The 26909-nt window shown below is 50.5% G+C and carries 22 protein-coding genes; 12 read left to right on the top strand and 10 right to left on the bottom strand.

Annotated elements, in window-relative coordinates; genetic code table 11:
• Positions 1–5: 5 nt before the first annotated feature.
• Positions 6–1034, bottom strand: a complete 1029-nt coding sequence (locus tag F0L74_RS32075) for a LacI family DNA-binding transcriptional regulator (protein WP_149841954.1) — start codon at positions 1032–1034, stop codon at positions 6–8.
• A 119-nt stretch (positions 1035–1153) separates the two neighbouring features.
• On the opposite strand from F0L74_RS32075, the gene F0L74_RS32070 reads away from it, so the two are divergent.
• Positions 1154–3334: a glycoside hydrolase family 3 C-terminal domain-containing protein gene (locus tag F0L74_RS32070; protein WP_149841953.1), complete on the top strand. Its 2181-nt coding sequence runs from the start codon at positions 1154–1156 to the stop codon at positions 3332–3334.
• 202 nt (positions 3335–3536) lie between these two features.
• Here F0L74_RS32070 and F0L74_RS32065 read toward each other — a convergent pair whose 3' ends face one another.
• The gene (locus tag F0L74_RS32065) at positions 3537–4040 is read right to left on the bottom strand and encodes a DinB family protein (RefSeq protein WP_149841952.1); all 504 of its coding nucleotides are present in this window, start codon (positions 4038–4040) and stop codon (positions 3537–3539) included.
• 211 nt (positions 4041–4251) lie between these two features.
• On the opposite strand from F0L74_RS32065, the gene F0L74_RS32060 reads away from it, so the two are divergent.
• The gene (locus F0L74_RS32060) at positions 4252–4701 is read left to right on the top strand and encodes a hypothetical protein (RefSeq protein WP_149841951.1); all 450 of its coding nucleotides are present in this window, start codon (positions 4252–4254) and stop codon (positions 4699–4701) included.
• 82 nt (positions 4702–4783) lie between these two features.
• On the opposite strand, the gene F0L74_RS32055 is transcribed toward F0L74_RS32060, so the two are convergent.
• The 6 genes from F0L74_RS32055 to F0L74_RS32030 form a co-directional block, all read right to left on the bottom strand.
• Entirely contained in the window at positions 4784–7000 is a 2217-nt protein-coding gene (locus F0L74_RS32055; RefSeq protein ID WP_246197901.1) for a carbohydrate binding family 9 domain-containing protein, read from the bottom strand.
• Positions 7001–7122: 122 nt separating this feature from the next.
• A complete protein-coding gene (locus F0L74_RS32050) occupies positions 7123–7893 on the bottom strand; it encodes a 3-keto-disaccharide hydrolase (protein ID WP_149841949.1) in 771 nt (256 codons plus the stop codon).
• 88 nt (positions 7894–7981) lie between these two features.
• Complete coding sequence (locus F0L74_RS32045) at positions 7982–8497, bottom strand: DsbA family protein (RefSeq protein WP_149841948.1); 516 nt, start codon at positions 8495–8497, stop codon at positions 7982–7984.
• A gap of 6 nt (positions 8498–8503) precedes the next feature.
• A complete protein-coding gene (locus F0L74_RS32040) occupies positions 8504–8989 on the bottom strand; it encodes a peroxiredoxin (protein ID WP_149841947.1) in 486 nt (161 codons plus the stop codon).
• 290 nt (positions 8990–9279) lie between these two features.
• Complete coding sequence (gene zwf / locus F0L74_RS32035) at positions 9280–10785, bottom strand: glucose-6-phosphate dehydrogenase (protein ID WP_149841946.1); 1506 nt, start codon at positions 10783–10785, stop codon at positions 9280–9282.
• A gap of 89 nt (positions 10786–10874) precedes the next feature.
• Positions 10875–11453: a hypothetical protein gene (locus F0L74_RS32030; RefSeq protein WP_149841945.1), complete on the bottom strand. Its 579-nt coding sequence runs from the start codon at positions 11451–11453 to the stop codon at positions 10875–10877.
• A gap of 278 nt (positions 11454–11731) precedes the next feature.
• On the opposite strand from F0L74_RS32030, the gene F0L74_RS32025 reads away from it, so the two are divergent.
• The 6 genes from F0L74_RS32025 (at position 11732) to F0L74_RS32000 (ending at position 19334) form a co-directional block, all read left to right on the top strand.
• Entirely contained in the window at positions 11732–11902 is a 171-nt protein-coding gene (locus F0L74_RS32025) for a chitobiase/beta-hexosaminidase C-terminal domain-containing protein (RefSeq protein WP_213087117.1), read from the top strand.
• A 243-nt stretch (positions 11903–12145) separates the two neighbouring features.
• Entirely contained in the window at positions 12146–15376 is a 3231-nt protein-coding gene (locus tag F0L74_RS32020; protein ID WP_149841943.1) for a chemotaxis protein CheB, read from the top strand.
• A 185-nt stretch (positions 15377–15561) separates the two neighbouring features.
• Entirely contained in the window at positions 15562–16119 is a 558-nt protein-coding gene (locus F0L74_RS32015) for a TetR/AcrR family transcriptional regulator (protein WP_188316252.1), read from the top strand.
• Between the two features lie 53 nt (positions 16120–16172).
• Positions 16173–17621, top strand: coding sequence for an MFS transporter (locus tag F0L74_RS32010; protein WP_213087116.1), 1449 nt, complete (start codon positions 16173–16175; stop codon positions 17619–17621).
• A 74-nt stretch (positions 17622–17695) separates the two neighbouring features.
• Positions 17696–18301, top strand: coding sequence for a TetR/AcrR family transcriptional regulator (locus F0L74_RS32005; protein WP_149841941.1), 606 nt, complete (start codon positions 17696–17698; stop codon positions 18299–18301).
• A 295-nt stretch (positions 18302–18596) separates the two neighbouring features.
• Positions 18597–19334, top strand: coding sequence for an SDR family oxidoreductase (locus F0L74_RS32000; protein ID WP_149841940.1), 738 nt, complete (start codon positions 18597–18599; stop codon positions 19332–19334).
• Positions 19335–19406: 72 nt separating this feature from the next.
• On the opposite strand, the gene F0L74_RS31995 is transcribed toward F0L74_RS32000, so the two are convergent.
• Positions 19407–20060 carry an HD domain-containing protein gene (locus F0L74_RS31995; protein WP_149841939.1) on the bottom strand — a complete coding sequence of 218 codons (654 nt, stop codon included), beginning with the start codon at positions 20058–20060 and terminating at the stop codon, positions 19407–19409.
• 63 nt (positions 20061–20123) lie between these two features.
• The gene (locus F0L74_RS31990; protein WP_149841938.1) at positions 20124–20981 is read right to left on the bottom strand and encodes an AraC family transcriptional regulator; all 858 of its coding nucleotides are present in this window, start codon (positions 20979–20981) and stop codon (positions 20124–20126) included.
• Positions 20982–21158: 177 nt separating this feature from the next.
• Between F0L74_RS31990 and F0L74_RS31985 the strand changes: the two genes are divergently transcribed.
• From F0L74_RS31985 to F0L74_RS31970, 4 genes are all read left to right on the top strand, one after another.
• Positions 21159–22733: a glycoside hydrolase family 28 protein gene (locus F0L74_RS31985; RefSeq protein ID WP_149841937.1), complete on the top strand. Its 1575-nt coding sequence runs from the start codon at positions 21159–21161 to the stop codon at positions 22731–22733.
• A 126-nt stretch (positions 22734–22859) separates the two neighbouring features.
• Positions 22860–24461: a hypothetical protein gene (locus F0L74_RS31980; RefSeq protein ID WP_149841936.1), complete on the top strand. Its 1602-nt coding sequence runs from the start codon at positions 22860–22862 to the stop codon at positions 24459–24461.
• Positions 24462–24637: 176 nt separating this feature from the next.
• Positions 24638–25228 (top strand): RNA polymerase sigma factor, encoded by a 591-nt coding sequence (locus F0L74_RS31975; RefSeq protein WP_149841935.1) that lies wholly within the window; start codon positions 24638–24640, stop codon positions 25226–25228.
• Between the two features lie 333 nt (positions 25229–25561).
• Positions 25562–26746 (top strand): FecR family protein, encoded by a 1185-nt coding sequence (locus F0L74_RS31970; RefSeq protein ID WP_149841934.1) that lies wholly within the window; start codon positions 25562–25564, stop codon positions 26744–26746.
• Positions 26747–26909: the final 163 nt, after the last annotated feature.

Below are 26909 nucleotides of genomic sequence, written 5' to 3'. Positions count from 1 at the left end.
TTGAGTTACGGGTTTCGCAGGGATGAGTCGCGGATGATCAGCTCTGAGCGCAGCAGCACGGTATTGGTGGCCGTCATGGGCGCGCCGCCCATCAGGTGGCTGATCAGGTAACGCGCGGCTACTTCGCCCATTTCGTACCCGGGATAGTTGATCGTGGTCAGGTTAGGTTCTATCACCATAGATACGGGATCGTTGTTAAAACCCACAAAGGCCATGTCTGCCGGTATGGATACGCCTTGTTTTTTCAAGGCCAGCATACAGCTTACCGCGCAGTTGTCATTGGCCACAAAAACGCCGTCCGGTAGCCGGGGCATGGCCAGGATATCTTTGGCGGCTTCGTAGCCGGCTTCCTGGCTCAGGTTGTTACGAATAATGAGCGATCCATCAAAGGGCAGCTGGTTTTCTTCCAGCGCTTGCCGGTATCCTGCCAGGCGCTCTGTATATACGTTACGGCTGGTATGGGCGGTGATGTGCACGATCCGCCGGCAGCCCTGGGCAATCAGGTGTTTGGTGGCTTCGTAGGCGGCTTTGCGGTTGTCGATCAGTACACTGGTGATCTGGTCATGTTCCGCGCAGCGGTCAAAGAACAGCACCGGGATGTCTTTCTTTAAAAAGGAATCGAAATGCCGGATGGTATCGGTGTCGTAGGCCAGGGATACCAGCAGCCCATCTACCCGGTTGTTGAACATGGTGCGGGCGCATTGCTGTTCCTTCTCGCCGGATTCCGATGACTGGCTGATGATCAGGTTGTAGCCCTGACTGTTGGCTACATGTTCAATGCCGGCGATCACGGTTGACATGAAATAGCTGTTCAGCCGCGGCAGGATGGCGCCAATGGTATTGGTGCGTTGTGTACGCAGGTTGCGGGCAAAGTTGTTGGAACGGTAACCCATTTCTTCTGCCAGCTCAAAGATCTTCTTCTTTGTTTTCTTGCTAACAACCGGATCGTCCTTTAAAGCACGGCTTACGGTGGCTACAGAAATGTTCAGTTTTTCTGCCAGATCGTAGATAGTGACATCTTTTCCTTTGTCCATATTACTGCAATCGGTTACATGACGCTGGATAAAGGTAATAGAATATTTTTGTAAAAATGTAATGTAATCGGTTACATTTATGGGGAATAGTGGTAATTTAGGTAATCAACCACTATACTATGCGCAAATTCCTGTTACTAACCGTTATGAACGTGCAGCTGCTCCTGCTGGCTGCCTATGCCCAACAAACCCCTGTGTACCTCAATCCTGCCGCCCCTTTGGAATCACGGGTGCAGGACCTGGTCCGTCAGCTTACGCTCGAAGAAAAAATAGCGCAGCTGAATTACAACAGCCCTGCCATTCCCCGGCTCAATATTCCTGCCTATAACTGGTGGAGTGAAGCCCTGCATGGGGTAGGCCGCTCTGGTCCGGCTACGGTATTTCCGCAGGCTATTGGCCTGGCGGCTACCTTTAATGACAGCCTGGCCCGGCAGGTGGCCACTGTTATCTCTGACGAGGCCCGGGCCATGTATAATGCCGCCATTAAACGGGACCATCATCTGAAATATGGCGGCCTTACTTTCTGGACGCCTAATATCAACATCTTCCGTGATCCCCGCTGGGGCCGCGGGCAGGAAACTTATGGCGAAGATCCTTTCCTTACCAGCCGTATGGGCGTAGCATTTGTAAAGGGCCTGCAGGGCGATGATCCCCGCTATCTGAAGGTGGCTGCCTGCGCTAAACATTACGCCGTGCACAGCGGCCCGGAAAGGCTGCGGCATGAGTTTAATGCAAAGCCGTCTATGAAAGACCTCTGGGAAACCTATCTGCCGGCATTTAAAGCCCTGGTAGACGCCAACGTGGAAGCCGTGATGTGCGCCTATAACCGCACCAATGACGAACCCTGTTGCGGCAATACCTACCTGCTGCAGGATGTGCTGCGCAGTCAATGGCATTTTAAAGGACATATTGTATCCGACTGCTGGGCGCTGACAGATTTCTACCAGGGGCATAAAGTGGTATCTAATCCCGCTCAGGCGGCGGCGCTGGCCCTGCACCGGGGCGTGAACCTGGAATGTGGCGATACCTATCCGCACCTCATGGAATCTGTACAACAAGGGCTGGCCACAGAGAAACAGATAGATACCGCATTGTCTGTTTTGTTGCGTACCCGCTTTAAACTGGGGATGTTCGATCCGGAGGAGGCCAACCCGTATAACCGCATTCCTGTCACCGAGATCAATAACGAAGCGCACAGGGCCCTGGCCCGGAAAGTGGCCCAGCAATCCATTGTGCTGCTGAAAAATAATGGGGCGCTGCCTTTAAGCACCCAGCTTAAGAAGTATTTTATCACCGGCCCCAATGCGGCTAATGTGGATGCCCTGCTGGGTAATTATTATGGCATCAATAATAACCTGGTAACGATATTGGAAGGCATAGCGGCCCAGATACCGGCCGGCAGCCAGCTACAGTACCGCCCCGGCGCGCTGCTGGATAGGCCCAATGTAAATCCCATCGACTGGACCACAGACGAAGCAAAGAATGTAGACGCTACCATCGTGGTGCTGGGTATTACCGGCCTGCTGGAAGGAGAGGAGGGAGAGTCCATTGCATCGCCCTCGTATGGCGACCGCCTGGATTATAATATCCCGCAGAACCAGGTAGATTTTCTGAAAAAGATGAAGGCCAATAACCCTAAACCTGTGATTGCCGTGATCACGGGTGGTAGTCCTATGAACCTGGCTCAGATACATGAGCTGGCGGATGCCGTGCTGATGGTATGGTATCCTGGTGAAGAAGGGGGGAATGCCGTAGCGGATGTGATCTTTGGTAAGGTAGCGCCTTCCGGTAAGCTGCCTATCACTTTCCCAAAATCACTGGATCAGCTGCCGGCGTATGAGGATTATTCTATGAAGGGACGCACCTATCGCTATATGACAGCGGAACCGCTGTATCCTTTTGGCTTTGGCTTAAGCTATACCAGTTTTGCTTATAGCGATCTGCATGTAAACAGTAATAGTATCCGTAAAGGCAGCCCGGTTACTGCTACTGTTACTGTACAGAATACAGGAAAAACGGCTGGTGATGAGGTGGTGCAGTTATACCTTACTCATCCCGGTGTGACGGATGCGCCTTTATATACATTGAAAGCTTTTAAACGGATCACGCTGGCGGCGGGGGAGGCAACCACGCTTAGTTTTAATATCACGCCTGATATGATGCAGCTGGTAAATGAACAGGGAGTTGCGGTACAACCGGGCGGCAAACTGGCTATTTATATAGGCGGGGCTTTGCCTGGGGCGAGGAGTGAAGCGCTGGGCGCTGGTAAAGGCGTACAGGCAGTAGTAGATATAAAATAGCAAGGAATAGCATCTATAAGATAGCAGGCAATGATAGCTATATATAATATCAGCAATAGCAACTATAAGATAGCTGCTATAATAGCTATAAACTATCAGGCAATGACAGCTAATAGGTTGACCGATAGATGATAAAACAGGATGAAAGGAGGCCGTATCGCATGCTGATACGGCCTCTGTTTATTGGGATGAAAGGTGATCATTATTCATTACCTGCCATATCATCCGCGCTGGGACCGTAGCTGCCAGGGATCGGCACATCCAGCAGCCGGAGGTACACGCCTAATTGTGCCCGGTGATGCACGGTTTGGCAATATGCCATCCTGAGCACTTCTGCTTTGGTGGATTTGCTGATGATATAATCTCCCTGGCGTAATGTCCACATCTCTTCCAGCTGGTCTTCTGTGGCTTTTTCGAGCTCTGCCCTACCGCTGGCCAGGGACTGTTCAAAAAATGCCAGCAGGCCGGCCTTGTCCTGGATTTCGGGGAGCTTGTAGGGGTTGTTGGCAAAGTCCAGTTCGTCTGTGGTAAGCGTCATGCTTACCCAGCCTGGCAGCTCTGCCAGATGGGCTGATAACCACTGGAGGGTGCCGCTTTTAGGGTGGGGTTTCCAGCTAAAATGCTCAACAGGTACGCGTTCCAGCATTTTGCGGGTAGTATTGGCTTCCTGTTCTAATTCTTTCAATAAGGCTTGGATCTGTGACATGTGTATGGGTTTTTGTTTGTTGATACAAAGATGACATGGGCTTGTGACAACAGTATGTCAATAGCTGGCAGCAGGGGGTAAACTTTTTTTCGTGGCAAAATCCTCCTTACGTCAAGGATCCTTTTCTCCTTGTCAAACCTCCGGCCTATTTAGGTCGTTATTGCCTTGTTTTGTATCGGAAACACATTATTCATCCCAAAACTTATTTACTATGCTACAAGTACCTATCAGACAAACACTGGCAAGGGCATTAATGTTTACCGCCCTCTGTTTAACCCTGTTCGCATTTAAAGCGCCCACGGGGATAGACAGTTTTGAGATCTATTTAAACAATAAGCTGGTCCTGAAAGAATATGCCAGAAAAGACATCAGCCTCAGAAGCCTGCAGCTGGATAAAGCCGCCACCGCAGATCAGCTGGTGATCTATTATACACACTGCCATGGTAAAGGCCCCGGCACTTCCCGGACTATCACTGTAAAGGACGATAAAGGTAATGCATTAAAGCAATGGAAATTTGCAGATGCTACTGCCTCCAAAGGAGGGATGACCATACCCGTGGCAGAACTGCTGGCGCTGGAGAATAAGAACGCCGGCGCTCAGCTTACGATCTATTATGCCGCCGCGGAATTACCCGATGGACAGATGCTAGCGTCGCTATAGCCAGATAGAGAGGATGCCTCCTGTCTCCATCAGGTATCTGAATAGAAAGAGGGTGTATCGTACTTGATACACCCTCTTAATTTTATAGGTTTAACCAGTACACCAGTTTTACCACTAAAGCCCGGTTCTTTACATAAAACGGCTCCGGCAGATAGTTATCTGTGTATACAATAAACAGATCCGATGCCGGCCGGTAACGCCACTGGAACCGGGTATTCAGGTTCATGTTCTTCAGCTGTTCATTATACTGCATAAAACCGGTAAAGAACAATGTATTTGTCATGGTTACATCCAGGCGGGGGCCTACCAGCCAGAAGGCGGTATGTCCCCAGGGTTGGGGAAGGCGAATATCGTTGTAGCTGCTGCTAAGGGCAATGCTTACATAAGGTTGAAAACGGTAACCCAGCTCAGAGCCCAGCGTAAGCCGCTTCCCATCTGCATAATAACCGCCATAACGGCCGGAAAGGGAGTATGTGAAAAGGCTTTGCGGCTTGGACACATAGTCCAGGCCTACCGTGTTCCAGTTATGCTGGGAACCGGTGGCCAGGCTATCCTTGCCGGTGTTGGTGGGGTCAAAAGGCGCCAGCAGCCGTATGTAAGTATTGGAAGCATAGGCGGTAAGGGTATTACGTTTGCGGAATACAAACGCATAGGATAACATCGTTTCGTTATCTGTACGCCGCATATCTTCATTAAAAAAAGTGGTAGAGGTGACCTGTGGCCCATGGCTGAGGATAACCCCGGTACTGGGGAAGAACAGGCGGGTGATCTGCGGGGCCAGTTTTATGTATCCCTGGCGGGGCACATATCCCACTTCCGCATTATAGTTACGCCCTACGTATTCGTGTTGCCAGTTGATGTTCCAGGAGCGGCTGGTATAATTAAGGTTAGCCGCCTGTGCCCAGTCATGCCCGCTTTTACCCGGGCTGGCGGATTTTAGCAGGATGGCCTTGCCTGTCCAGAAGTTGTTGGCCGATGCGAGGTTGTACTCCAGCCCAAGGTTACGGTTATAGCGGGAGTACACGGGTTTATCCGTAACCTTGTCCGGGTCGTAGTTCAGGGATTCTTTATTAATAAAGAGGAACCCGATATTGGAACGGGCAAAGACCCGTCTTTGCAGGGCGGCTACCGTAAAGTTCTGCGCCGGCAGGCCCAGTTCTTCGTCTTTGGCGGTTTGCATATTCATGAGGCCCAGGCGCCAGTTGCGGTTCAGTTTTCCGCTCAGGCGCGCGCCAAAACGGATAGGAACGCCCAGGCCAATACGCCTGGAGAAAAAGGGCCGGATAGTGGAGTAGCCGAAGTTAGTGAACTGGTCGCCGTTCTCTATAAAGAACTGGCGTTTTTCCGGGTAAAAAAGCTCAAACCGGTCCAGGTTGGTGACCTGTTTATCTACATCCACCTGCGAGAAATCCGGGTTTACGGTCAGGTCCAGGTTGAGAGAAGAGGTGACGGCTACTTTTGCGTCTACACCTGCGTTACGGCGGAAATCCGATTTAGTGCCGGTTTCATAGTTTTTGTTGATGCCGCCCAGCAGGTAGGGGATGATGGATACATTGGGTCCTGGATCCGGCGGTGGCACATCCCATACCAGCACCCCGGTATAAGCCAGGGAGGCGGAAGGGAACTGCCGGGGCACCGGCGCCCAGCTGCTTTTTTCTGTGGTCTTGAGGTCATTCCGCCCAAAGTTGATGCCCCAGGTGTTAATGCCTTTTTTATAGCGGATGCTCTTGAAGGGGATGGCCGCTTCAAACACCCATTTATCCGGGTAATTCTTAACTACGGAGGTCCATTTGTTATCCCAGCTAAGGTCTACTTTTCCGCCTTCGTACATAAGCCCATCCCATTGTGCGCCGGCAGCATTGGCCCCAAAGGAGAAGCCATTGGTCTGGTCGTCAAACGGGTCCATGAAGAGCAGGAAATTATCGTTTTTCAGGAAGGAAAAGTCGCGGCGCAGGCTTTCGACCATATAGGGGCCAGGCAGCTTGTTGTAGTTCTCTACCAGCAGGTAGAGGTTCTGCGCATCGTAGGTCATGCGTACATCTGTACGTACCTGTGCGTAGCTGGTATCCATGGGCAGGATCATGTAGAAATTGGTGGCGGTATCCGCCGCCTGCCAGGCTGCTTCGTCTATAACGCCATCTATCTTAACGGGGGAGTTGGCCCTGCGTATATGCAGCTGGTAGGCCTCATTTTTCTTTTGTGCTGTAAGTGGTAAGCTAAACAGGCAGCAGCAGAGTAAACGTGGAATTGCTCGTATGACAGTTGATAGTTGCTGGTTGATCACCCGAACAAAATACAAAATGCAGGTGGTATTTGCCAGTGGGCGGCGTTGCCGTTCATCATTTTAGCATGTTGCTAATAAAAAAAGGTGAAACAAGAAGTACGGCTTCTTATTTCACCTTTTTAATACGTTTATTTTATTTACAGCTCCCGCACCCAGATATTTCTGAAGCTCAGGGGCTCGCTCTTATCTCCATGTGCCTGCAGCTTGATAGGGCTGGGGCCATGCGCCGCCTTATCATAGGAAGCCTTACCGATATAACGGGTAGGGCCCTGCAGTTCTGTATTATTCTGTACCAGTACGCCGTTATGGATAACGGTTACACGGGCGGGTGATTTAACGGAGCCATCGTCATTAAAACGGGGGGCGGTCCAGATCACATCATATGCCTGCCATTCGCCGGGTTTTTTACAGGCATTCACCAGCGGGGCTGTTTGTTTGTAAAGGCTGCCGGCCTGTCCGTTTACATAGGTGGCATTGTTATAATTGTCTAACACCTGCAGCTCATAACCTGCATCGCCGGGGCCTATGCCAGCCAGGAAGATGCCGCTGTTGCCGCGGGCTTGTCCTGTGCCGGTGATATTGGCGGGAATGCGGTATTCGATATGCAGCTGGTAGTCAGTAAAGGTGCGTTTAGTTTGGATATTGCCTGCGGTTTTGCTCACCGTCAGTATTTTGTCGGCTACTTTCCAGGTCGCCGGCTGACCGGGATTGTTCACAGATTCCCACTGGCTCAGGTCTTTACCATCAAACAGGATCACAGCGTCATTAGGTGCATCTGCAGCAACCTTTCCGGGAGTCACCACTTTTGGAACCGGGGACCATACTTCCGTTTCTTCGGGTTTTGTTTGAGCAAACACAGACGTGGACAACACGGCAGCTGTAGCTGCCAGAATAATTCTCTTATGCATGATTCACAATAATTTTAATCCTCTAATTTAATCTTCTAAATGATAAATTGATAGGATAAAATCAGGGAATCTGATGAGCGGTAGATGGCTATACCGGTTGCAGGGCTGCTAACAGGGAGGCATACGTGCCGTCATATGCAAGCAATTCACCATTGATGAAGAAAGTGGGCGTACCATTTACGCCGCTGCGTACCCCGCTCTCAAAATCGGCGTCTATTTTCAGTCCGAGGGCGTCGCTTTCGACATCTTCCCGGAACCGCTCGATGTCCAGCTTCAGGGCTTCTGCAAACTGCATAAAGCTATTGCCGTGCAGGTTATCCTGGTGCTCATAGATCATGTCGTGCATGGGCCAGAATTTACCCTGTCTACCGGCTGCTTCTGCTGCCAGCGCGGCAGGATAGGCGGCCGGGTGGCTTTCCTGCAGCGGGAAGTTCCGGAACACAAATAATAAGTCTTTGCCTTTTTCTTTGAGCAATCTTTTGATGAGCGGATAGGCATGTCCGCAATGCTCGCATTGATAATCGCCATATTCTACCAGCACAAAGGAGGCGTCCGGGTTGCCGGTCTGCTGGTCATTGTGTGTTATTGGGGGTTTCAGTGACATAACCTACTATTTTTCCTCGTGTACATTATCCATTTCTTCCAGCGCTTCCAGGATACCGTCTGCGCCGGGATTAATACCATCGGGGGAGAGGTAGCTCCACCGGATCAGGCCTTCTTCGTCTATCACAAACAGGGCTCTTTTGCTTTGTCCTTCCTGCTCATTGTATACGCCATACAGCCGGGAGATGGCCCCTTTGGGCTCAAAGTCCGCCAGCAGGGGAAAGTGCAGATGCCGGTCCTGCTCAAAGGCCAGGTGGCACCATTTGCTATCCACAGAAATACCGATCACTTCTGCGTTGTGTTGCTGGAAGAGTTTCCGGCTTTCGTTATACAAGGCCATTTGGTCACTGCATACCGGGCTCCAGTCCGCAGGATAAAAGGCCAGTATTACCCGTTTGCCTTTGAGATCATGCAGGCGTAAACGCTGGTCCGGCGTGCAGGATAACTCAAAATCCGGGGCCTGGGCGCCTTTTGCTAAGATTGTATCCGCCATTTATATAGAGTTTGTTATATAACCATACGAATATCATACCGGGCTGGCCTGCACCGGGGCCTCGTGCCATCCTTATCATTCCAATTGCCTGTAATACCATTGAAGACCGGGCTTTCGCAGATCTGCGGCCAATGCCGTGCCCGCCAAAAAACAACGCACCGCGTGGGAATAAAAATCCACGCGGTGCGTACATATTTTAATCGTTCACCGTTAAAACGTTAGTCCGGCTAAAGCCTGGGACCATTATCCCGGCTTAGGTCACGGGTTACATGGTTGTGGTGTATGAAGGATCAATAATCCATCGTATGCGAGGTCCATGTATGTCCCTGCCGTGCGATCAGCGATTCTGCATTCTCCGGTCCCCAGGTGCCTGCCTGATAGTTCGGGAACTGTAATGAGTCATGCGATTCCCAGTTCTCCAGTATAGGCGTGATCACATCCCATGCGGCCATTACCTGGTCAGAGCGCATGAAGAGGGTAGCGTCTCCTTCTATAGCGTCCAGCAGCAGGGTTTCGTAGGCTTCTGGCGTTTTGTTGGTAGGGTTTTCGTAATTGAACACCATCTCTACCGGGTTCAGGCTCATTACCAGGCCTTGTTTTTTGGCGGTAAAACGCAGGCGGATGTCCATTTGCGGCTGTATGTTAATGATCAGCCGGTTGGGCGTAAGGTTGTCCGCGTATTTGTCCGGGAAGGTGGCGTGTGGCACTGGCCGGAACTGGATGGTGATGGAAGATGTTTTTTCCTGCATGCGTTTGCCGGTGCGCAGATAGAAAGGCACATCCTGCCAGCGCCAGTTATCCAGGTAAAACTTGATAGCGGCATAGGTTTCTGTATTGGAATCCGGTTTTACGCCCGGTTCTTCGCGGTAGCCTGCTACTTTTTTGCCCTGCATCCATCCGGGGGCATACTGGCCTCTGGCGGCATACTTGTATACTTCGTCATGTTTCAGCGGGCGGATAGCGCGGAGCACATCCACTTTCCTGTTACGGATCTCTTCCGCTTCAAAAGATACGGGCGGCTCCATGGCTACCATACACATGATCTGCAGGAGGTGGTTCTGGATCATATCGCGCAGGGCGCCGGCGCCTTCGTAATAACCGCCCCGTTGTTCTACGCCTACTTCTTCTGCCACGGTGATCTGTACATAATCGATATAACTGCGGTTCCACAACGGCTCAAACAGTGCGTTGGCAAAACGGAACGCCAGTATGTTCTGTACTGTTTCCTTGCCCAGGTAGTGGTCGATACGGTAGATCTGTTGTTCCTGGAAAGTCTGGCAGAGCAGATCGCTGAGGGCCTGTGCTGTTTCGCGGTTATGCCCGAAAGGCTTTTCGACGATGATACGGTCTGCCTGCACGTTGTTGGCAATGGCAGTGCGGCCCAGGTTAATGGTCACCGGCGCAATAAAGCGCGGGGCAATGGAGAGGTAGAACAACCGGTCTGACCGTGTGCCAACGGCTTCGTCCAGCATTTGCAGCCGGCCGGCGAGCCGCTCATAAAAAGCAGGATCTTCGATGTTAGACTCCATGTAATGCACGCGCGATTTAAACTCCTGCCACTTTGCTTCTTCGGGCGTACCGCTGCGGGAGAATGCGGTCAGCCCGTCCAGCAGGTGCTGATGATAAGCCGCATCGTCGTACTGTTCTAATCCTAATCCAATGATGTTAAAGTTTTCCGGCATCCAGCCTTCTATAAAAAGATTATAGAACGCAGGGATCAATTTCCTTTTTGACAAGTCTCCCGTTCCGCCGAAAATGACGATCACGGAAGGTGTTGTTTTTTTTACAGGTTTCATTCAAGCATGCGTTTAGAATAACAGGAAAGGTACTAATTACCAATGGGAAATTAGTTATGCAGTTTCACTGTTTGGGATAAAGGGGCTTGTTACCGGTCTGCCGGCGGATGCGCTTTTACGGTAAACCGGCTTTGCCGCCTGGCCCGTAGCGTGGTTATACCGTTTGGAGTTGTATTGGCAGTCAGTCCCTGCATGCTTACATGTAATGCGCCATTACGGTCACGGAGCAACGGGCGTTTTACGAGCCGGGCGCTTAATATCCGTATAGATTTGGCGGGTGTATGTGGTTGTGTGTTTTGCGTTACCGGGCGGCTGGTTATGGTTTGCGATGGGGTCTCTGTTGGATGGTGCTGTGCCGTCAATTGCTTCTTTATTTCCGTTGCATCTATGCCTTTTTTCAGGAGGCCGTTCGCCTGGCTGGTCATAGCCCGGTACAAGGCCACCTGCCGGCTGCGGGCGGGGAGATCGCGATAAACCTCTGCGGCTATTGCGGACGCCTGGGCAAACATACCGGCGTAGACCATTGTAAGTTGAAAAGCGGGGTCTTTTTTTACCCGTTTACCGCTTAAGGAGCTTCGGCGGCGGGCATAATGTTTACCACCCAGCTTATAAAAACAAATTCCATTATAAGTGCCTGTAATAAATACAGGGCCTGTTTGTTTGGCCATAACGTAGAATTTTTAATAAATAAATAATGTTAACGGGTACAAAATTAGGGGAGCGGCGAATGCAAAAAATTGGCAAATGTCAAGAAATCGTAACACTGGGAGGAATAAACCAGTAATAATAGGGATACCTGACCGTATTGGATCATGACATAACATATAGGGTGGATGAACGCTGTTACCCATATGATGAACGCTATTAACCCCAATTGTGAACGCTGTTAGTACCTGTTTTATATGAGTATACCAACGGGGCTAACTGGCGGAACAGGTTTGCCAATGTGTTGGGTAAAAAAGAACTGCCGCGTCTGGATGTATATAACGGCGGCTACAACTACCGCGTTCTGCGGCCGGGCGCTGTTGTAAAAGACGGTAAGGTATGGGCCAATGTGCAGTTGCCAGGCGCGGCCATTTACTGCCGCAGGCCGCATCCGCCTACGGGTACTGGATAGCCGCGGCAGGGGAAGTGAGGCGGTGGAGATAACGGATGAGCGATAATAATGCTGTCTGCCCGCTGTATTTGCCTTGGCAAGCGCTTATTATTTTACTAATTTAGAAGGGGCATACAGGGAGGCCTGCTCCTTGATTTGCGAATACCCATGCATGTTAGCTTATAGAAGAGCCACTGGTTACTCATGGTATGCAACGCCGCACTAAAAGATGTAATCAATAGTGCATATTTTTAAGCCTGGGATATGGAAATTCAGAACGACCAAACGCAGCATTTCATTATTGCTATAGGGGCATCCGCGGGCGCCATTGAGGACTTATTCGCCTTTTTTGACAATACCTCGCTTGCAGAGGCTTCCTATATTATTATACAACACTTGTCCGCAGATTATAAAAGCAGGATGGTAGAGATACTATCCAGCCATAGCCAGCTAAAGATAAAAGAAGCTGCCCATAATATGCGGGTAGCGCCTAACGAGGTGTACCTGATTCCCAGTCAGCAGTACATGTATATCCAGAACGGCTTTTTACAGCTACAGGACAAAAAACAAAACACCGCGCCACATAAGACGATCAATGCCTTTTTTAATTCGCTGGCGGCAGATACCAGCGTTCATGCTATTGCCGTGGTGTTATCCGGCACCGGTGATGATGGCAGCAAAGGTGTCGTGAACATCAAAAAAGCAGGCGGCCTGGTCATTGTGCAGGACCCTGCCAGCGCCAAATATGATAACATGCCGCTGAACGCTATTGCCACAGGGACTGTGGATCATGTGCTGACACCTGCCAGTATGCCGGCTGCTATCACCCGGTATATTAACCATGGTTTTAAAAAGACGCCACCGGCAGACAAACGCGTGTTGGAAGATCCTTCTGGCGAAAGATATGTTACAGAGATCATCAGCCTGATAAAGGACAGATCGCCACTGGATTTTTCTGATTATAAGCCCACCACTATACTCCGGCGGATCAAACGGCGCATGGCCCATCTTAATTTTGATGATATGGCCATTTATCATGGCTTCCTGCTGTCTCATCCTGATGAAATGGACACCCTGGCCCAAACATTTATGATCAGCGTGTCCGCTTTTTTCCGCAATAAAGATGCATTTAAGGCGATCGAAGACACGGTGATCCCGGCTATCATCAACAGTAAAAAAAACAGCGACGAGATAAAGATCTGGGTAGCGGGATGCGCTACCGGAGAAGAGGCTTATTCACTGGCGATCCTGATACATGAGCAGCTGGCTGCTGCTCAAAAAGACATACCTGTAAGGATCTTTGCCACTGATATTGATAAGGCGGCGCTTGAGTTTGCCGGCAAAGGCGCCTATCCGGAAGCTATCAGCAAAGATATTACGCAGGAGCGGCTGGACGCGTGTTTTAAGGAAGAAGACGGCTACTACCGGATAAGGCCCCATATCCGCAGGATGCTCATTTTTGCCCAACATAATGTTGCAAAGAACCCGCCTTATTGTAATATGGACCTTATCAGCTGCCGGAACCTGCTTATTTATATGAGCACCGCACTGCAGAATAAGGCGCTTTCGATGCTGCATTTCGGGCTCAGGAAAGATGGTTATCTGTTCCTGGGGTCCAGTGAAAATGCCGGGATCCTTCAGCCATTCCTTAAAGAGGAGGACAAGAAATGGAAGATCTACCGGAACCTGGAATCTTCGAGGTCCGTACGTTTCGATATATTTACGCCCAGCCGCATGCCTGATCCGCATGTACAGATCTTAACCCAGGCCAAGAAGCCCGGAGGTCTGCCCCATAAAAACAGCCAGATGGAAGAAATAAATGGAATACTACTGGAGGAAGGCGGTTACGCCGGCGTTTGTGTAGATCAAAATAACAATGTGGTGAGGTCTTTGGGTAAGGTGGAAGAATTCCTGCTACAAAAGATCTTCAATTTCGATCTGATGGAGCTGTTGCCCCGGCCCCTGGCGCTGGCCTTTGTGACTGCATCGCGGAAGGCGCTGAGCGATAACGAGCGCGTAGCCGTTACGGGTATCAACGTGCCGGGGCCTGATGCCGGAAACAGGCTGGTGACCATGATCATACGGCCTTTGGATGCCAGGGATCCTGATCTGCGGCTGCTGCTGGTGCTTTTTCGCGAAGAGAAGCGTACTATTCAATCGCTTCCCGGCGGTCAGGCCTTTGACGAGCAGTTATACCTGCAGTCCGGTATGGCAGGGCTGGAAGAAGACCTGAAGCAAACCAGGGAACGGCTGCAGGAATCATTGGATAAGCTGGAAGCATCCAACGAGAATATGCAGTCCTTTAATGAGGAGCTGCTGTCTACCAACGAAGAGATGCAGAGCGCCAACGAGGAGCTGCAATCTGTAAATGAAGAGCTGCAAACTATTAATACGGACTACCAGCTGAAGATCAAAGAGCTGACCCTGCTCAATGACGACATGAATAACTATTTCCGCAGTAACCTGAACGGACAGCTGTTTGTAGACAATGAGCTGTTGCTGAAGAAATTCTCGCCTGCGGCGGTTACTCATATCAACCTGCGGGAAACAGATATTGGCCGCCCCATTCATAATATTACCACCAACCTGCTGGATAGTAACCTGGAGCGCGATATTAAGGCGGTAATCGCCACTGGCGAGGTACTGCTGCGCGAGGTAGAATCCGTAGGCGGTAAATGGTACCAGATGATGATAATGCCTTATATAAGGCAGCCCAATAATGTGCAGGACGGCACTATTATCACGTTTAATGAGATCACCACGCTGAAAAAAACGCAGGCAGAGCTGCACCGCTCTAACCAGACCCTGAAACGCATCAACGAAGACCTGGACAATTTTGTACATGCGGCCTCACATGATCTGCTGGCGCCTTTGACAAGCATAGAAGCAGCCATCCGGCAGCTGAGAGATAGTCTGGATGATAAAAGCCCCGGGATAGACCAGTTTACCAGTGTAATGGAGGCTTCGATCTTTAAGCTGCGGGGCAATCTGCAGCAGTTGGCCCAAATAGGCAGCATAGAGGGCGAAATACCCGAGGAAAACCAGGTAGTGGAGATCGCCAGTGTGCTTAAAGAAGTGCTGTTAAGCTTACAGGACAAAATAACGGGCGCCAAAGCCAATATTTCCATTACGCTTGATGAGCCGAGGATCGTCTTCTCTCCAAAGGACTTCCGGAGCATCCTTTATAACCTTATCAGTAATGCCGTGAAGTTCTATGCCGCTGAGCGCCGGCCGGAGATCCATATCGCCACGCGGAAAGAGAACGGTTTCCTGCTGCTGCAGGTAAAAGACAATGGCGTTGGTATGGAGAAGGGAAAAATGCAAAATGTGTTCAATATATACAAAAGGCTGCACCGGGATGCGGAGGGCCTGGGTATTGGGCTGTATGTGGTGAAAAAGATCGTGGATGCTGCGGGTGGTATGACGAAAGTGGAAAGCGAACCGGGGGTAGGGAGCACTTTCAGCATTTATTTTGATCAACCAGCTGGCCGCTGATCCGGCGGCAGCTTTACAGGGGGCGCCTGATCCCCTTTTGTGATGTTCCTTTTATGGCGTTCCTTAGATCCCCCCGCGCTGTTTCTTAGCAACCTGTGGCATGCGCCTGTAACCTGGCCATGTCTCCTGACCGTCATAAAAATATACAGACTTGTCTACTCAAAAATAAGTCCTACCTTTGTATCATGAGAGAATCAGCTGTAAAAGAACGGATCCTTGATGTAGCTGCCCGCCTGTTTTACCAACAGGGTTACAATTCCACTGGTATTAACCAGGTGATCGATGAGGCAGACATCGCCAAGGGCTCGCTTTACAATCACTTCCCTTCTAAATCAGACTTGCTGGTAGCTTATCTGCAACAGGCGCATGAGCGCTGGTTTGCAGATATGGAAGTTTATCTCAGCCCGATAAAGGATCCCCGTAAAAAGATCCTGGGGCTTTTTGATTTCCGGCTGAACCGGCAGCTGGTCAGCAATTTCAGCGGATGCCAGTTTATAAAGGCCAGTGCAGAAATAGGCCGCGGAGAACCAAAAGCAATGGACCAGATAAAAATGTTCAAGGACCGTCTTAATAATTACATTCTCTCCCTGGTAAAACAGGCGGAGCATAAAAAGTTCCTGACAGATGAGATGTTAACGGATACGATCTTCCTTTTACTGGAAGGCAGCTCCACTACGGGTGTTATCCAACACTCCCCGGAGGCTACCCGGAAGGCTAAAAAGATAATAGAACAGTTTCTTTAAAAAATTTTACCTATAAAGTAGACAGATTTGTCTATAAATCAATACCAAACAAGATGGCAACTACCTCCAGGAAATGGGGTGAGCTCATGATCGTGCTCACGGCCCCCTTATTGTCCGTAATAGACGTGTTTATCATTAACGTAGCCATACCGGCCATTAAAAAAGGCGTGCATGCCACGGATGGAGAGATCCAGCTGGTGATAGCCGGCTACCTGTTGGGCTATGCGGCCTTTCTTATTACCGGTGGCCGTGCCGGGGACCATTTTGGCCGTAAGAAGGTGTTTTTCTGGGGCATGCTGGCATTTACGGTGGCCTCTTGTCTTTGTGGTTTATCTATGACGCCGCTGCAACTAAATGTGACCCGGTTTTTCCAGGGGGTAAGCGCCTCTTTTATGGTACCGCAGACGATTGCCTATATACAGGTGATCTTTACCGGGCGGGAAGAACGTACCAAGGCTATTGGCTACTTTGGTATTACGCTGGGGATTGCCGCCATGATAGGACAGTTCCTGGGCGGTTACCTGTCAGACTCTCATTTTGCTATTGAAGGCTGGCGGCTGATATTCTTCATTAACCTGCCAGTAGGCATTGCCGCCCTGTGGACCACGCACCGGTACCTGGAAGAAACGCCTAAGAATAATACCAGTGTGTTCGACTATTCTGGTGTGGGTATATTAACTGTGGGGCTGGTAGCGCTTATTTATCCGTTGATCCAGGGCCGCGAATCTGGCTGGCCTTTATGGAGCATCTTAATGCTGGGCGGCGCGGCGCTGGTCTTTGTTTATTTTATCCGCCACCAGCGCCGGAAATTGTTTGCTAATAAGGCGCCCCTGGTGAATGTGCGGCTTTTCCGCTTTAAGGATTTTAACCTGGGGCTGCTGACGGTGTTGTTCTTTTTTATGCTGCATACGGCCTATCTGCTGATCATCACGGTGTATCTGCAGGGTGGGCTGGGGTTCTCCGCCTTTGACTGTGGCCTGTTTTTTATTGCCATGGGTATTATGTTCACGATTGCGTCTATGCTCTCTATCCATTATGTGGTAAAGTATGGTAAGCGGGTATTGCAGGTAGGCGTAGTGATCATGATCGCGGCGTTGATCATGGAATTGCTGGTATTTGGGTTTCATGCCAATCATATCAGCATGTTGGTATTGATGGCTATTTATGGTCTGGGGAGTGGTTTGGTACTGCCTTCCCTGCTTAATATGGCCCTTAAAAGCGTGCCGGTGGAATTTGCAGGGGCAGCGGCAGGGGTATATTCCACTTTCCAGCAGACTGCGTCTGCGCTGGGGATCAGTATTATTGGCGGTGTGTTTTTCTTCTTCGTGGAGACGGGGGATTATACAAAAGCATTTGATTATGGCATGGTGGCGAATATTATCTGTGCGGTGATCGTAGGGGTATTGTTATATCTTTTGCCGGATAAGAGAGAGGTGGCAGCGCCTGCAGGGAATACAGCGGTAAGTAGGGCGCCGGTAGAGGAAGAAATGATATTTGAATAGGTTTGATAAGGAAACCGGGCTTTTTCGTTGTAAAAATAATTTGGTATTCAGAGACCGATCGGTATCTTTGCATTATGAATTTTGTTCCAAAGTCAGAAGAAACGCGGAGGGCCATTATTAAGGCTACGGCCAGCATCTTCAATAAGAAGGGCTATGTGGGAACATATGTGTCTGATCTGCTGAAGGCCACCAATCTTACCAAGGGTGGTATTTACGGTAATTTCGAGAACAAGGAAGATATAGCGCTGGCAGCTTTTGATTATAACCTGGGTTGTTTACGCACCATCCAGAAAGGGCTGGTAGAGGCGGCCAAGACGTATAAGGATAAGCTGCTGGCGCATATACACCTCTTTAGCAGCAAGGCGAACCTGCCTATTCCGGAGGGGGGCTGCCCAATGGGGAATACTGCCCTGGAGGCGGATGATACGGACGAAACGTTACGGAAACGGGCTGGTGATGGCTTTTTGCGGTGGAAAAAGGACCTGGTGAAGCTGGTAGAGGAAGGCATGGCCGCGGGGGAGTTCCGTAAAAGCACGGACCCGGAGGAGACAGCGTTGCATATTATGGCGCTGCTGGAAGGGGCGGTGATGATCGGGAAGGCTACGCAGAACGTTGAGATCCTGGAGCGGACGCTGGATATAGCGAGAGGGGTGGTGGATAATATCACTAAGAAGCATTGATATTTTTTTGTGGAATTGGATACCGCTAGGTATCTCATAAGTGGGATGAGGGAAGGTGGAATGGATAAAAGGTGGTTTTTTCTTTGGATGGATACCTATAGGTATTTACGCGGAAGTAAAATGAATGAGGCTGGTGGGCTTGAGGGCTAAAAGGGGAATGGCAGGGTCAATGGGAAGAAAGCAGGTATAACACCACCATACAGTTAGCAATCAACATATTTTTTTGCCTTGACGGATACCTATAGGTATCTGAACGGGAGCATCTTTTTATAAACAAACTTAAAATCTTCTAAAAATGAACACACAGCACAACACAGTATTGATCACCGGCGGTGGTACCGGTATTGGCTTTGAAATAGCTAAGCAGTTTTCAGAACAGGGCAATAAGGTGATTATTGCCGCCCGTAATGCAGAGCGGCTTAACAAAGCGGCTGCCCAGCTGAAGAATGTAACGGCGATCGCCTGTGACCTGACCAATGACGCAGATTTTAACCGCCTGGTAGAGCAGATAAAGACCTCCTTTGGCGACCTGAATATCCTGGTGAATAACTCTGGGCTTAGCATACCACAAGACATTACCCAACAAGGCAATGTATATGAAAACGCCAAAAAGGAGATAGACCTGAACTATCTGGCGCCCATCCGCCTGATAGAGCAATTACTGCCGGTATTGAAAAAACAGCCCCAGGCGGCTATTATCAACGTTACCTCTATCGTAACCCTGGCCCCCTGGGCATTAGCGCCTACTTATAGCGGCACCAAGGCGGCTTTACAGGCCTATACCCGGCTGCTGCGGCTGGCTTTACAAGGCACAAATGTGCAGGTAATGGAAGTACTGCCCCCGCTAACGGATACTGATATGACGACCGGGATAGATATGCCTAAATTTCCTGCATCCGGCGTGGCGGCAGCAACGCTGGAAGGACTGGCCAATAATACAGAAGTGGTAAGGGCGGGCGCCACCGCGCAGTTCTATGATATGTTCCTGCAGTCGCCTGATACTGCATTCAACTATATCAACGGGGTACAATAATAGGAGTAGGGATTAACAGCGGAAGAGAGGGGCGCCATTTGTTGCGCCCCTTTTTCCGTATCCGGAACAGGATCATTCGCTCCAGGGGGAGCTTAAGATAAGATCGCAGAAATCCTTACGCTGGAAGTTAGGGATCATAAAGGCGCATACATCGGCCTTGATATTGCCGAAAGTAGTGTCTGTTTTATGGGAGAACCCGCTAAAGAAGGTGGGGATAATGTTTTTCTTGAAGTCGTTGCGGGGGAATGCCGCGATGATCTCTTCCCGGTTGGCATCAGATAGGTGCTCGTACCCCTCGCCCATTACATCCAACCCTACGCCGGAGTACATAAGCGCCACCTCCGGCTCTTTATATTCTGCTATACCGATGGTGGTATGCAGGGCAATGGTATCCCAAACCAGCTGCAGGGTAGCGGGTGGCAGGCCATGGCCTTTCAGGAACTCGCGGGCGGCATTGGCGCCGTCTACTTCAAAGCGTTTGTCAGGGCTGCTGTAGTGTTTTGTGAGGCCCAGGTCATGGAATATGGCGCTTACGTATAACAGCTCAGGATCGTATTTAAGGCCGGTACGCTGGCCGTTTAAAGAAGAGAAAAGGAACACCCGAAGGGAGTGGTTGTATATGAATTCCGTGCCATGCGTTAATAACAGGTCCGTGGCTTCTTTTGCAATCTTGCTATCCGGTATGTTAATACCGGCAATCGTGTGTTGTGTTAATAGCTGTGACATAATCTTAATTTTTACTCAAAATTATGCCGCTATACCAGGCGGGTAAATACCAAAAAGGCCAGATTAGATACCAATTTCCGCAAACTGCTTTTTGTAGGCGGTAGGCGACTGGCGGGTATGTTTTTTAAAGAAGTTGCTGAACTGGTAGGGAGTAGCAAAGTTCAGGGAAAAGGAGATCTCCTTCACGGGTTGTACGGAGAACTGCAGCAGGCGTTTGGCCTCTACGATCAGGCGGTCGTTGATCAGTTCCTTAGCGCCCTCGCCGCCATATAGTTTACAGATCTCTGTAAGCTTGCGGGTAGAAAGCCCCAATTGCCTGGCATAGGACACTACGCTATGCTGGCGGGTAAAATCCTGGCCAATGAGCTCCAGGAAGCGCTGGTACAGGCGGTAGTCGTGGTTATTGGTATGTAGCGTGAGCAGGGATTTGATATTGGCGGCCTTTATAATGATGATCTTTAGGAATGCGGCCATTACATCGGGTTTATTGGAGTAATTGTCCGCCGTATATTCATCCAGCAAGTGCGCAAAGAGTTTGGTCATAGCAGGGCCATTGCTCTCATCCAGCGTAAGCAGTTGGTGCAGGCGGGCGCTGTTGAACAGGCTGGCCTTACAGTTGCGGGCGCTGGCTGGCGTGCGCTCCCAGAAGGGATCTCCAAAAGAAAGGATATAACCCTGGAAATTGCTTCCCGGCGCTACCTGGTAGAGCTGTCCGGCAGCCATGAGCAGCAGGTCGGAGGCCTTTACCGCATAATCACTGCCATCTATATTCATGGCGCCCTGGCCCCCGGTTACCCACATGATGGTGTGGTAAGGATTGCGGTGGCGGCTGTCATAGATAAAACTATCAGCCCCGAGCCCGCTGATGTAAAAAGCCAGGTCCTGCATAGACCTTGCGGTAGATAGCTCCTGGATCTTCATGCGCTAAGCAGTTGTAAATGACAGGACAAAGGTAATACGATCCTGAAAATTAAATGCGGCGTGGCAGGCGTTAAAATAGCATTAAGGGCCAGGAAGATACTATTATAAAGCTTCTGGTGGAACTGCTAACTTGTTACCTATTGTTTATTACGTCATCAAACCGGTTTCCACGTCATTATGAAACGTTGTATTTTCCTATGCCTGCTATGCGGGCTATTACCAGGCATCATACCCAAGGCCGGGGCTACAGATGTTAATATTACCACCTACGGCGCTGTTGGCGATGGCCGCACTCTTAATACCATTGCCATCCAAAAGGCTATAGACGATTGTAACAAAAGTGGCGGCGGTCAGGTTATTTTCCCGGCCGGCCGGTTCCTGTCTGGCACTATTGTGCTGAAAGATAATACCACGCTGTATTTGCAAGCGAATGCCGTATTGCTGGGCAGCACGCAGGTGGCTGATTACCGGAATGTAGACCCGTTTGCAGATGGCCTGGGCATAGATGTAGGTTGGGCGTTGCTGGTAGCGGTAGACGCCAAACATATTGGCATTACCGGGAAAGGCGCTATAGACGGACAGGGCGCGCAGCTAAAGGCGGAGCAGATCCTTACGGATACCCGGCCGGAATCTCAGCGATGGGGGCGGCGGCCGTTTCTGTTGCGGATCGTGCGCTGTGAGGATGTTATTGTTAGCGGTGTATCCCTGTTCTATGCCGCTGCCTGGACCTCCCATTATTTTCAGAGTAAACAGGTACGTATAGAAAATGTGCGCATCAGGAGTCATGGGGTGGCGCATAATGATGGGATTGATATAGATGGGTGTCAGGATGTGCGTATCAGTAACTGCGATATTGTTAGCGGGGACGATGCGTTGTGTTTTAAGACCACTTCCAGCAAGATGGCCTGCAGCGATGTGGTGGTCACCAATATGCAGCTTAAGAGTAACCAGGGCGCTATTAAGATGGGTACGGAGTCGATGGCTGCTTTTGAGAATATCCGTATATCCAATTGTTATATCTATGATACCCAGAACGGGGGGATAAAGCTGCTTACGGTAGATGGCGCACATTTACGCAATGTGGTTATATCGGACATTAACATGGTGAATGTAAAAACGCCTATGCTATTCCGCCTGGGGGCGCGTTTAAGCGTATTCCGCAAAGGGCAGGATACCCAGCAGCCGCCCGGGACCTTTGAAAATGTGGTGGTAAAACGGGTAAAGGCAAAGGCGGCGGCCAATGCGCAGTTAATGCCACCTTCCGGCATCCTTATCACCGGTGTACCGGGGCATGCTATCACGGACCTTACGCTGGAAGATATAGAAATAGACCTGGCTGGCGGCGGCACGGCGGCCAATGCCCGCCAGGAAGTGCCGGAGGCTGTTGATAAATACCCGGAGGTGAAGACCTTTGGGCCGCTGGTACCAGCTTATGGTATCTGGGCAAGGCATGTAAAAGGGCTGCGGTTGAATAACATTACCCTGCGCCTGGCGGCCAATGATCTGCGGCCGGCTTTTATCGCCACAGATGGGGAGGAGATCCGGCTGAATGGGTGGCAGTTGCCGGAAACCCAGGGCGCGGAAGCGGTGATCCGCCTGGAGCATGTAAAAGGGGCTCATGTGGAGGATGTAGCGGCAAAGGGCACGGGCGGGGCGCTGGTAAGGGTAGAGGGGGAGAGTAGTGGGGTAAAAGTAGCGGGGAATTGTAGTAAAGGTTTTTCAAAGGAATTGGAAATTATAAGTGCCCAATAGGGACTGCCTGTTACGGGAGGATGTTATTACGGGGTGAGATCATCGTTATGTTGATAAGATGCATTGCCGTGAGATCATTCACAGAGATATTATCACACAAATTTATCACTTCAAGCACGTCATCAAATGCAATCACTTAATTGCCTGTTATACTGTTTAACCCTACTGTTATGGCCCTTAGTCCAGATACACGCCCAGGGAAACCTATCTGCAAATAATAACCGCCATAGCGAAGACGCATCTTTGTCCGGCGCCAGCCGGCGTACCAGCCAATGGGTATATCAGAACGGCCAGGGTAAGCTTAGTTACAAAACCCTGGAACGGGGCGACCGGATCCCGGATTATTCCTATGCCGGCTATAAAGGCGGCGGCGTGGCCATTCCGCTATTACCGGTGAAGATAACGCTTAGCCCTGCCGCCGGCGATAATACGGACGCTATTCAGCAGGCCATTGACGCCGTATCGGGCATGCCCCTGGTAAATGGCAGCCGTGGCGCAGTGCTGTTACAACCAGGTATTTATGACTGTGAACGGCCGCTGGTTATCCGTGCCAGCGGGGTTGTGCTGCGCGGCAGTGGGGCCGGGGCGGATGGTACGGTTATCCGTATGACAGGAAACCCGCATGCGTGTATTACTATTACGGGTATGGTAACCGCTCAGCCTATTGGCGATGCTGTTCGTATTACGGATAGTTATGTGCCGGTAAATGCCAGTTCGTTTACCGTAAATGAGACGGGCGGCCTGGCGCCGGGTGATACCATCCGTATTACCCGTCCGGTAACGCCGGCCTGGGTACATTTTATGGGTATGGATCAGCTTACCCGCGATGGTAAACAACAGACCTGGATCAGCGGCGATATTGTTATTGACCGGGTGATTAAAAGTATAACCCATAACACCATAACGGTAGGCCTGCCACTTACTGATAATTATGATGCCCGTTACCTGAACCCGCCGGGTGTTACTGTTAGTAAGGTAACGCTACGTGGGGGGCTGTTCCAGACGGGGATCGAGGACCTGCGTATGGCGGCCCCGGATCAAACCGGGACGATCAATGAAGCGCATCACCGGGCTTTTACGATGAAAGGGGTAAGAGATAGCTGGGCGCGGAATATCGAGATACAGAACACTATCAACAGTGTGAGCATTTCGGATGCAAAACGGATCACGGTGGAGCGGGTACGGATTACGCATACCATGCCTACCGTGGGATCGGCAAAACCGGCGGACCTTAATGGCAGCGGGTCTCAGCTGTTGTTTAACCAGTGTTATATTAAAGGGGATAATGTATTCTATTTTGCTACCGGGCCTAAAGTATCCGGACCGGTTGTATTGTTACACTGCACGTTTGAGGGAAATGGATGGATACAGCCCCACCAGCGCTGGGCTACTGTATTGCTGGTAGATGGATGTAATGTGCCGGATGGCGGGATCGATTTTATGAACAGGGGGGCGATGGGCTCCGGTCATGGCTGGGCTATTGGCTGGGCGGTGGCCTGGAACTGCAAGGCCCGGTCTTATCTGAACCAGCAGCCACCCGGAGCGGCTAACTGGGTAATAGGGAGCCAGGGGGCGCATCAGCAGCGAGCCAGGCCATTTGATAAAACGCCGCTGCTGGAAGAGGGGATCTATGATGCAGCTGGTGAGGCGGTAACGCCGAATAGCCTGTACCTGGCACAGCTGGCAGAGCGGTTGGGAGCGCAGGCGGTGAAAAATGTGGGATATTAATATAGCCGATAAAGCAGGGAATTATACCTTTTGTAAAGAGCCGTTAACATCTGGGGGTTATTCCCCCGGATTTTAGTATTTTCATAATGCAATACAAACCAAAACAGCAGGCAGTCAATCACTGCAATTCGCCAACTGCCAACTGCTAGATCGCTTTAGGGGACAACCATTCTGGAATGCATGATGTGCTACATAATGAAAGAGAACTGCTCCGGCTTATAGCTGAGGGCAATGAGGCTGCTTACCGCCGCGTATTTGACCATTACTGGAAACGGCTGTATGCGCTTGGTCTGAAAATGACCAAATCTCCGGAACAGGCAAAAGACCTGGTGCAGGAGATCTTTGTAAAGCTATGGGTACACCGTCAGCTACTGCCGCAGTTGCAGCATTTTGAGGGCTTCCTGTTTACAGTAGCCCGCAACCAGGTACGCGATTTCCTGAAGAAACGGGTATTCCAACCGGGGAATGATGGCTATATGCTGGAGTATCTTACCCAGGAGCCCGTTACCCCGGAGCAGGTACTGGAAGGCACACAGGCACAGCATGCGGTAGACAATATTATTAAAAGGCTGCCGCCGCAGATGCAGAAAGCTTTTTTGTTGCGGTTTCAGGGGTATAGTCATGACGAGATAGCCCGGGTAATGCATATTTCCAAGGTAACCTCCAAAAGTTATATTGTACGGGCGCTGGATTACCTGCGCAAACACCTGGCAGAAAATCCGGAAGCATTGCTTGTTCTCCTGATCTGGTTTTCCCAGGATCATTAAAATTTTTTTATTCCAACGCATTCCTTTTTCAAAGTCATTCGTCCTGGTGATAGGGAGGGGTAGTGAATGGTATTATTTTACCTGATTTGTGCCTGGGTTCTCCTTCGCTTTTCCTTCGGTTAAGGTTCGGTTAAGGTTCGCTTGAGGTTCGAATAGGGTATGTAGGTTAAGATAGTATCAGAGGGTTGCGTTACCCATCGATTGCAACGGGTAGGGGTGCTATGAAGGAGCTAAAGGCTGACAAGCAGAGAAAGGTTCATACTATTGGCTCACGCTAACCGCCTGCGGAGATAAGACCACGTGCTAACCGCTAAAAATTAAATGCTTTTATAAATGACCACGGAACAGGCCCGCCAATTATTCCGCCAATACCTGGACGATACCATCTCGCCGGATGACTACCTGCAATTCCGGATCTGGGCGGCCGACCCGGCCAACCAGCCAGCATTTGACGAGATGATCCTGCAGGCCATGCAGCATTTGCCGGCTGGAGGAGCAGAACATCTCCATCTTGATACGCTTTATAACGAACTGCTGCAGCGGGAAGAAATGCAGGACCTGGCCATTCTGCCGCCTGCCCGCCCCATGTGGCGCAACTGGTGGGCTGCTGCTGCAGTGCTGGCGGGACTGCTGGTAGCCGGTACCTATTTATTACTGGAACGTATTCCCAAAGCAGACATAGCGGCCGTACCATCCCCCATTAGTACAGATATAGCACCGGGCGTTAATAAGGCAACACTCACCCTGGCGGATGGTTCTACCGTGACGCTGGACAGCGCGGAGAGCCGGACGATCCAGCAGGGCGGCGCTGCTATCAGTCAGCATAAAGGGCAGCTATTATACGCCGCCGGGCATACCGGGCCGGATAGTTATAACATATTAGCCACACCCGCGGGCGGACAGTTCCGCGTTACCCTGCCGGATGGGAGTAAAGTATGGCTGAACTCCGCTTCATCACTACGTTATCCCATCGCTTTTAAGGGAGCGGAAAGGATCGTGGAGCTAAAAGGGCAGGGTTATTTTGAGATAGCAAAGGATGCGCGCCGGCCCTTTAAAGTACGGGTACCTGCCCGGCAAAACGGCAAAGACTACATGGAAGTACAGGTATTAGGCACCCGCTTTGACATTATGGCCTATACCGACGAGCAGCATATACATACCACGTTACTGGAAGGGGCCGTACGGGTGCAACAGGGCGCCACCAACGCTACCCTCTCGCCTGGTCAGCAGGCGGTGCTGGGTTATACAGATCATGCCCTGACCGTACAGATGGCAGATGTAAACCAGGTGATCGCCTGGAAAACAGGCTTCTTTGAATTTGCGAACACAGACCTGGCCGCCATTATGCGGCAGATAGCCCGCTGGTACGATGTGGAAGTGGAATACAGGAATACGCATAGTAAAGAGCGTTTCCTGGGCCGTATTGGCAGGGATCAACCATTGTCAGGGATATTGCACCTGCTGGAAGAAAATGGGGTGCGATTTACCGTAGAAGGGAAGAAAGTAATAGTACAATAGAATGCCAATGTGCTGATATGCTAATGTGCTGATGTGCTAATGGGAGTGCAGCGGATGATTTAATTATGTTGATTAATTCATGTAGTACCGCGCCAATTCATTAGCAAATTAGCATATCGGCACATTAGCACATCAAAAAAAGATGCCGGAAGTGCTGGTACCA

Origin of the sequence: Chitinophaga agrisoli (genome assembly GCF_008386695.1) — a bacterium.
Lineage (GTDB): Bacteria > Bacteroidota > Bacteroidia > Chitinophagales > Chitinophagaceae > Chitinophaga > Chitinophaga agrisoli.
The sequence above is the reverse complement of the archived record's forward strand: the minus strand, read 5'-3'. Positions and strand labels throughout refer to the sequence as shown.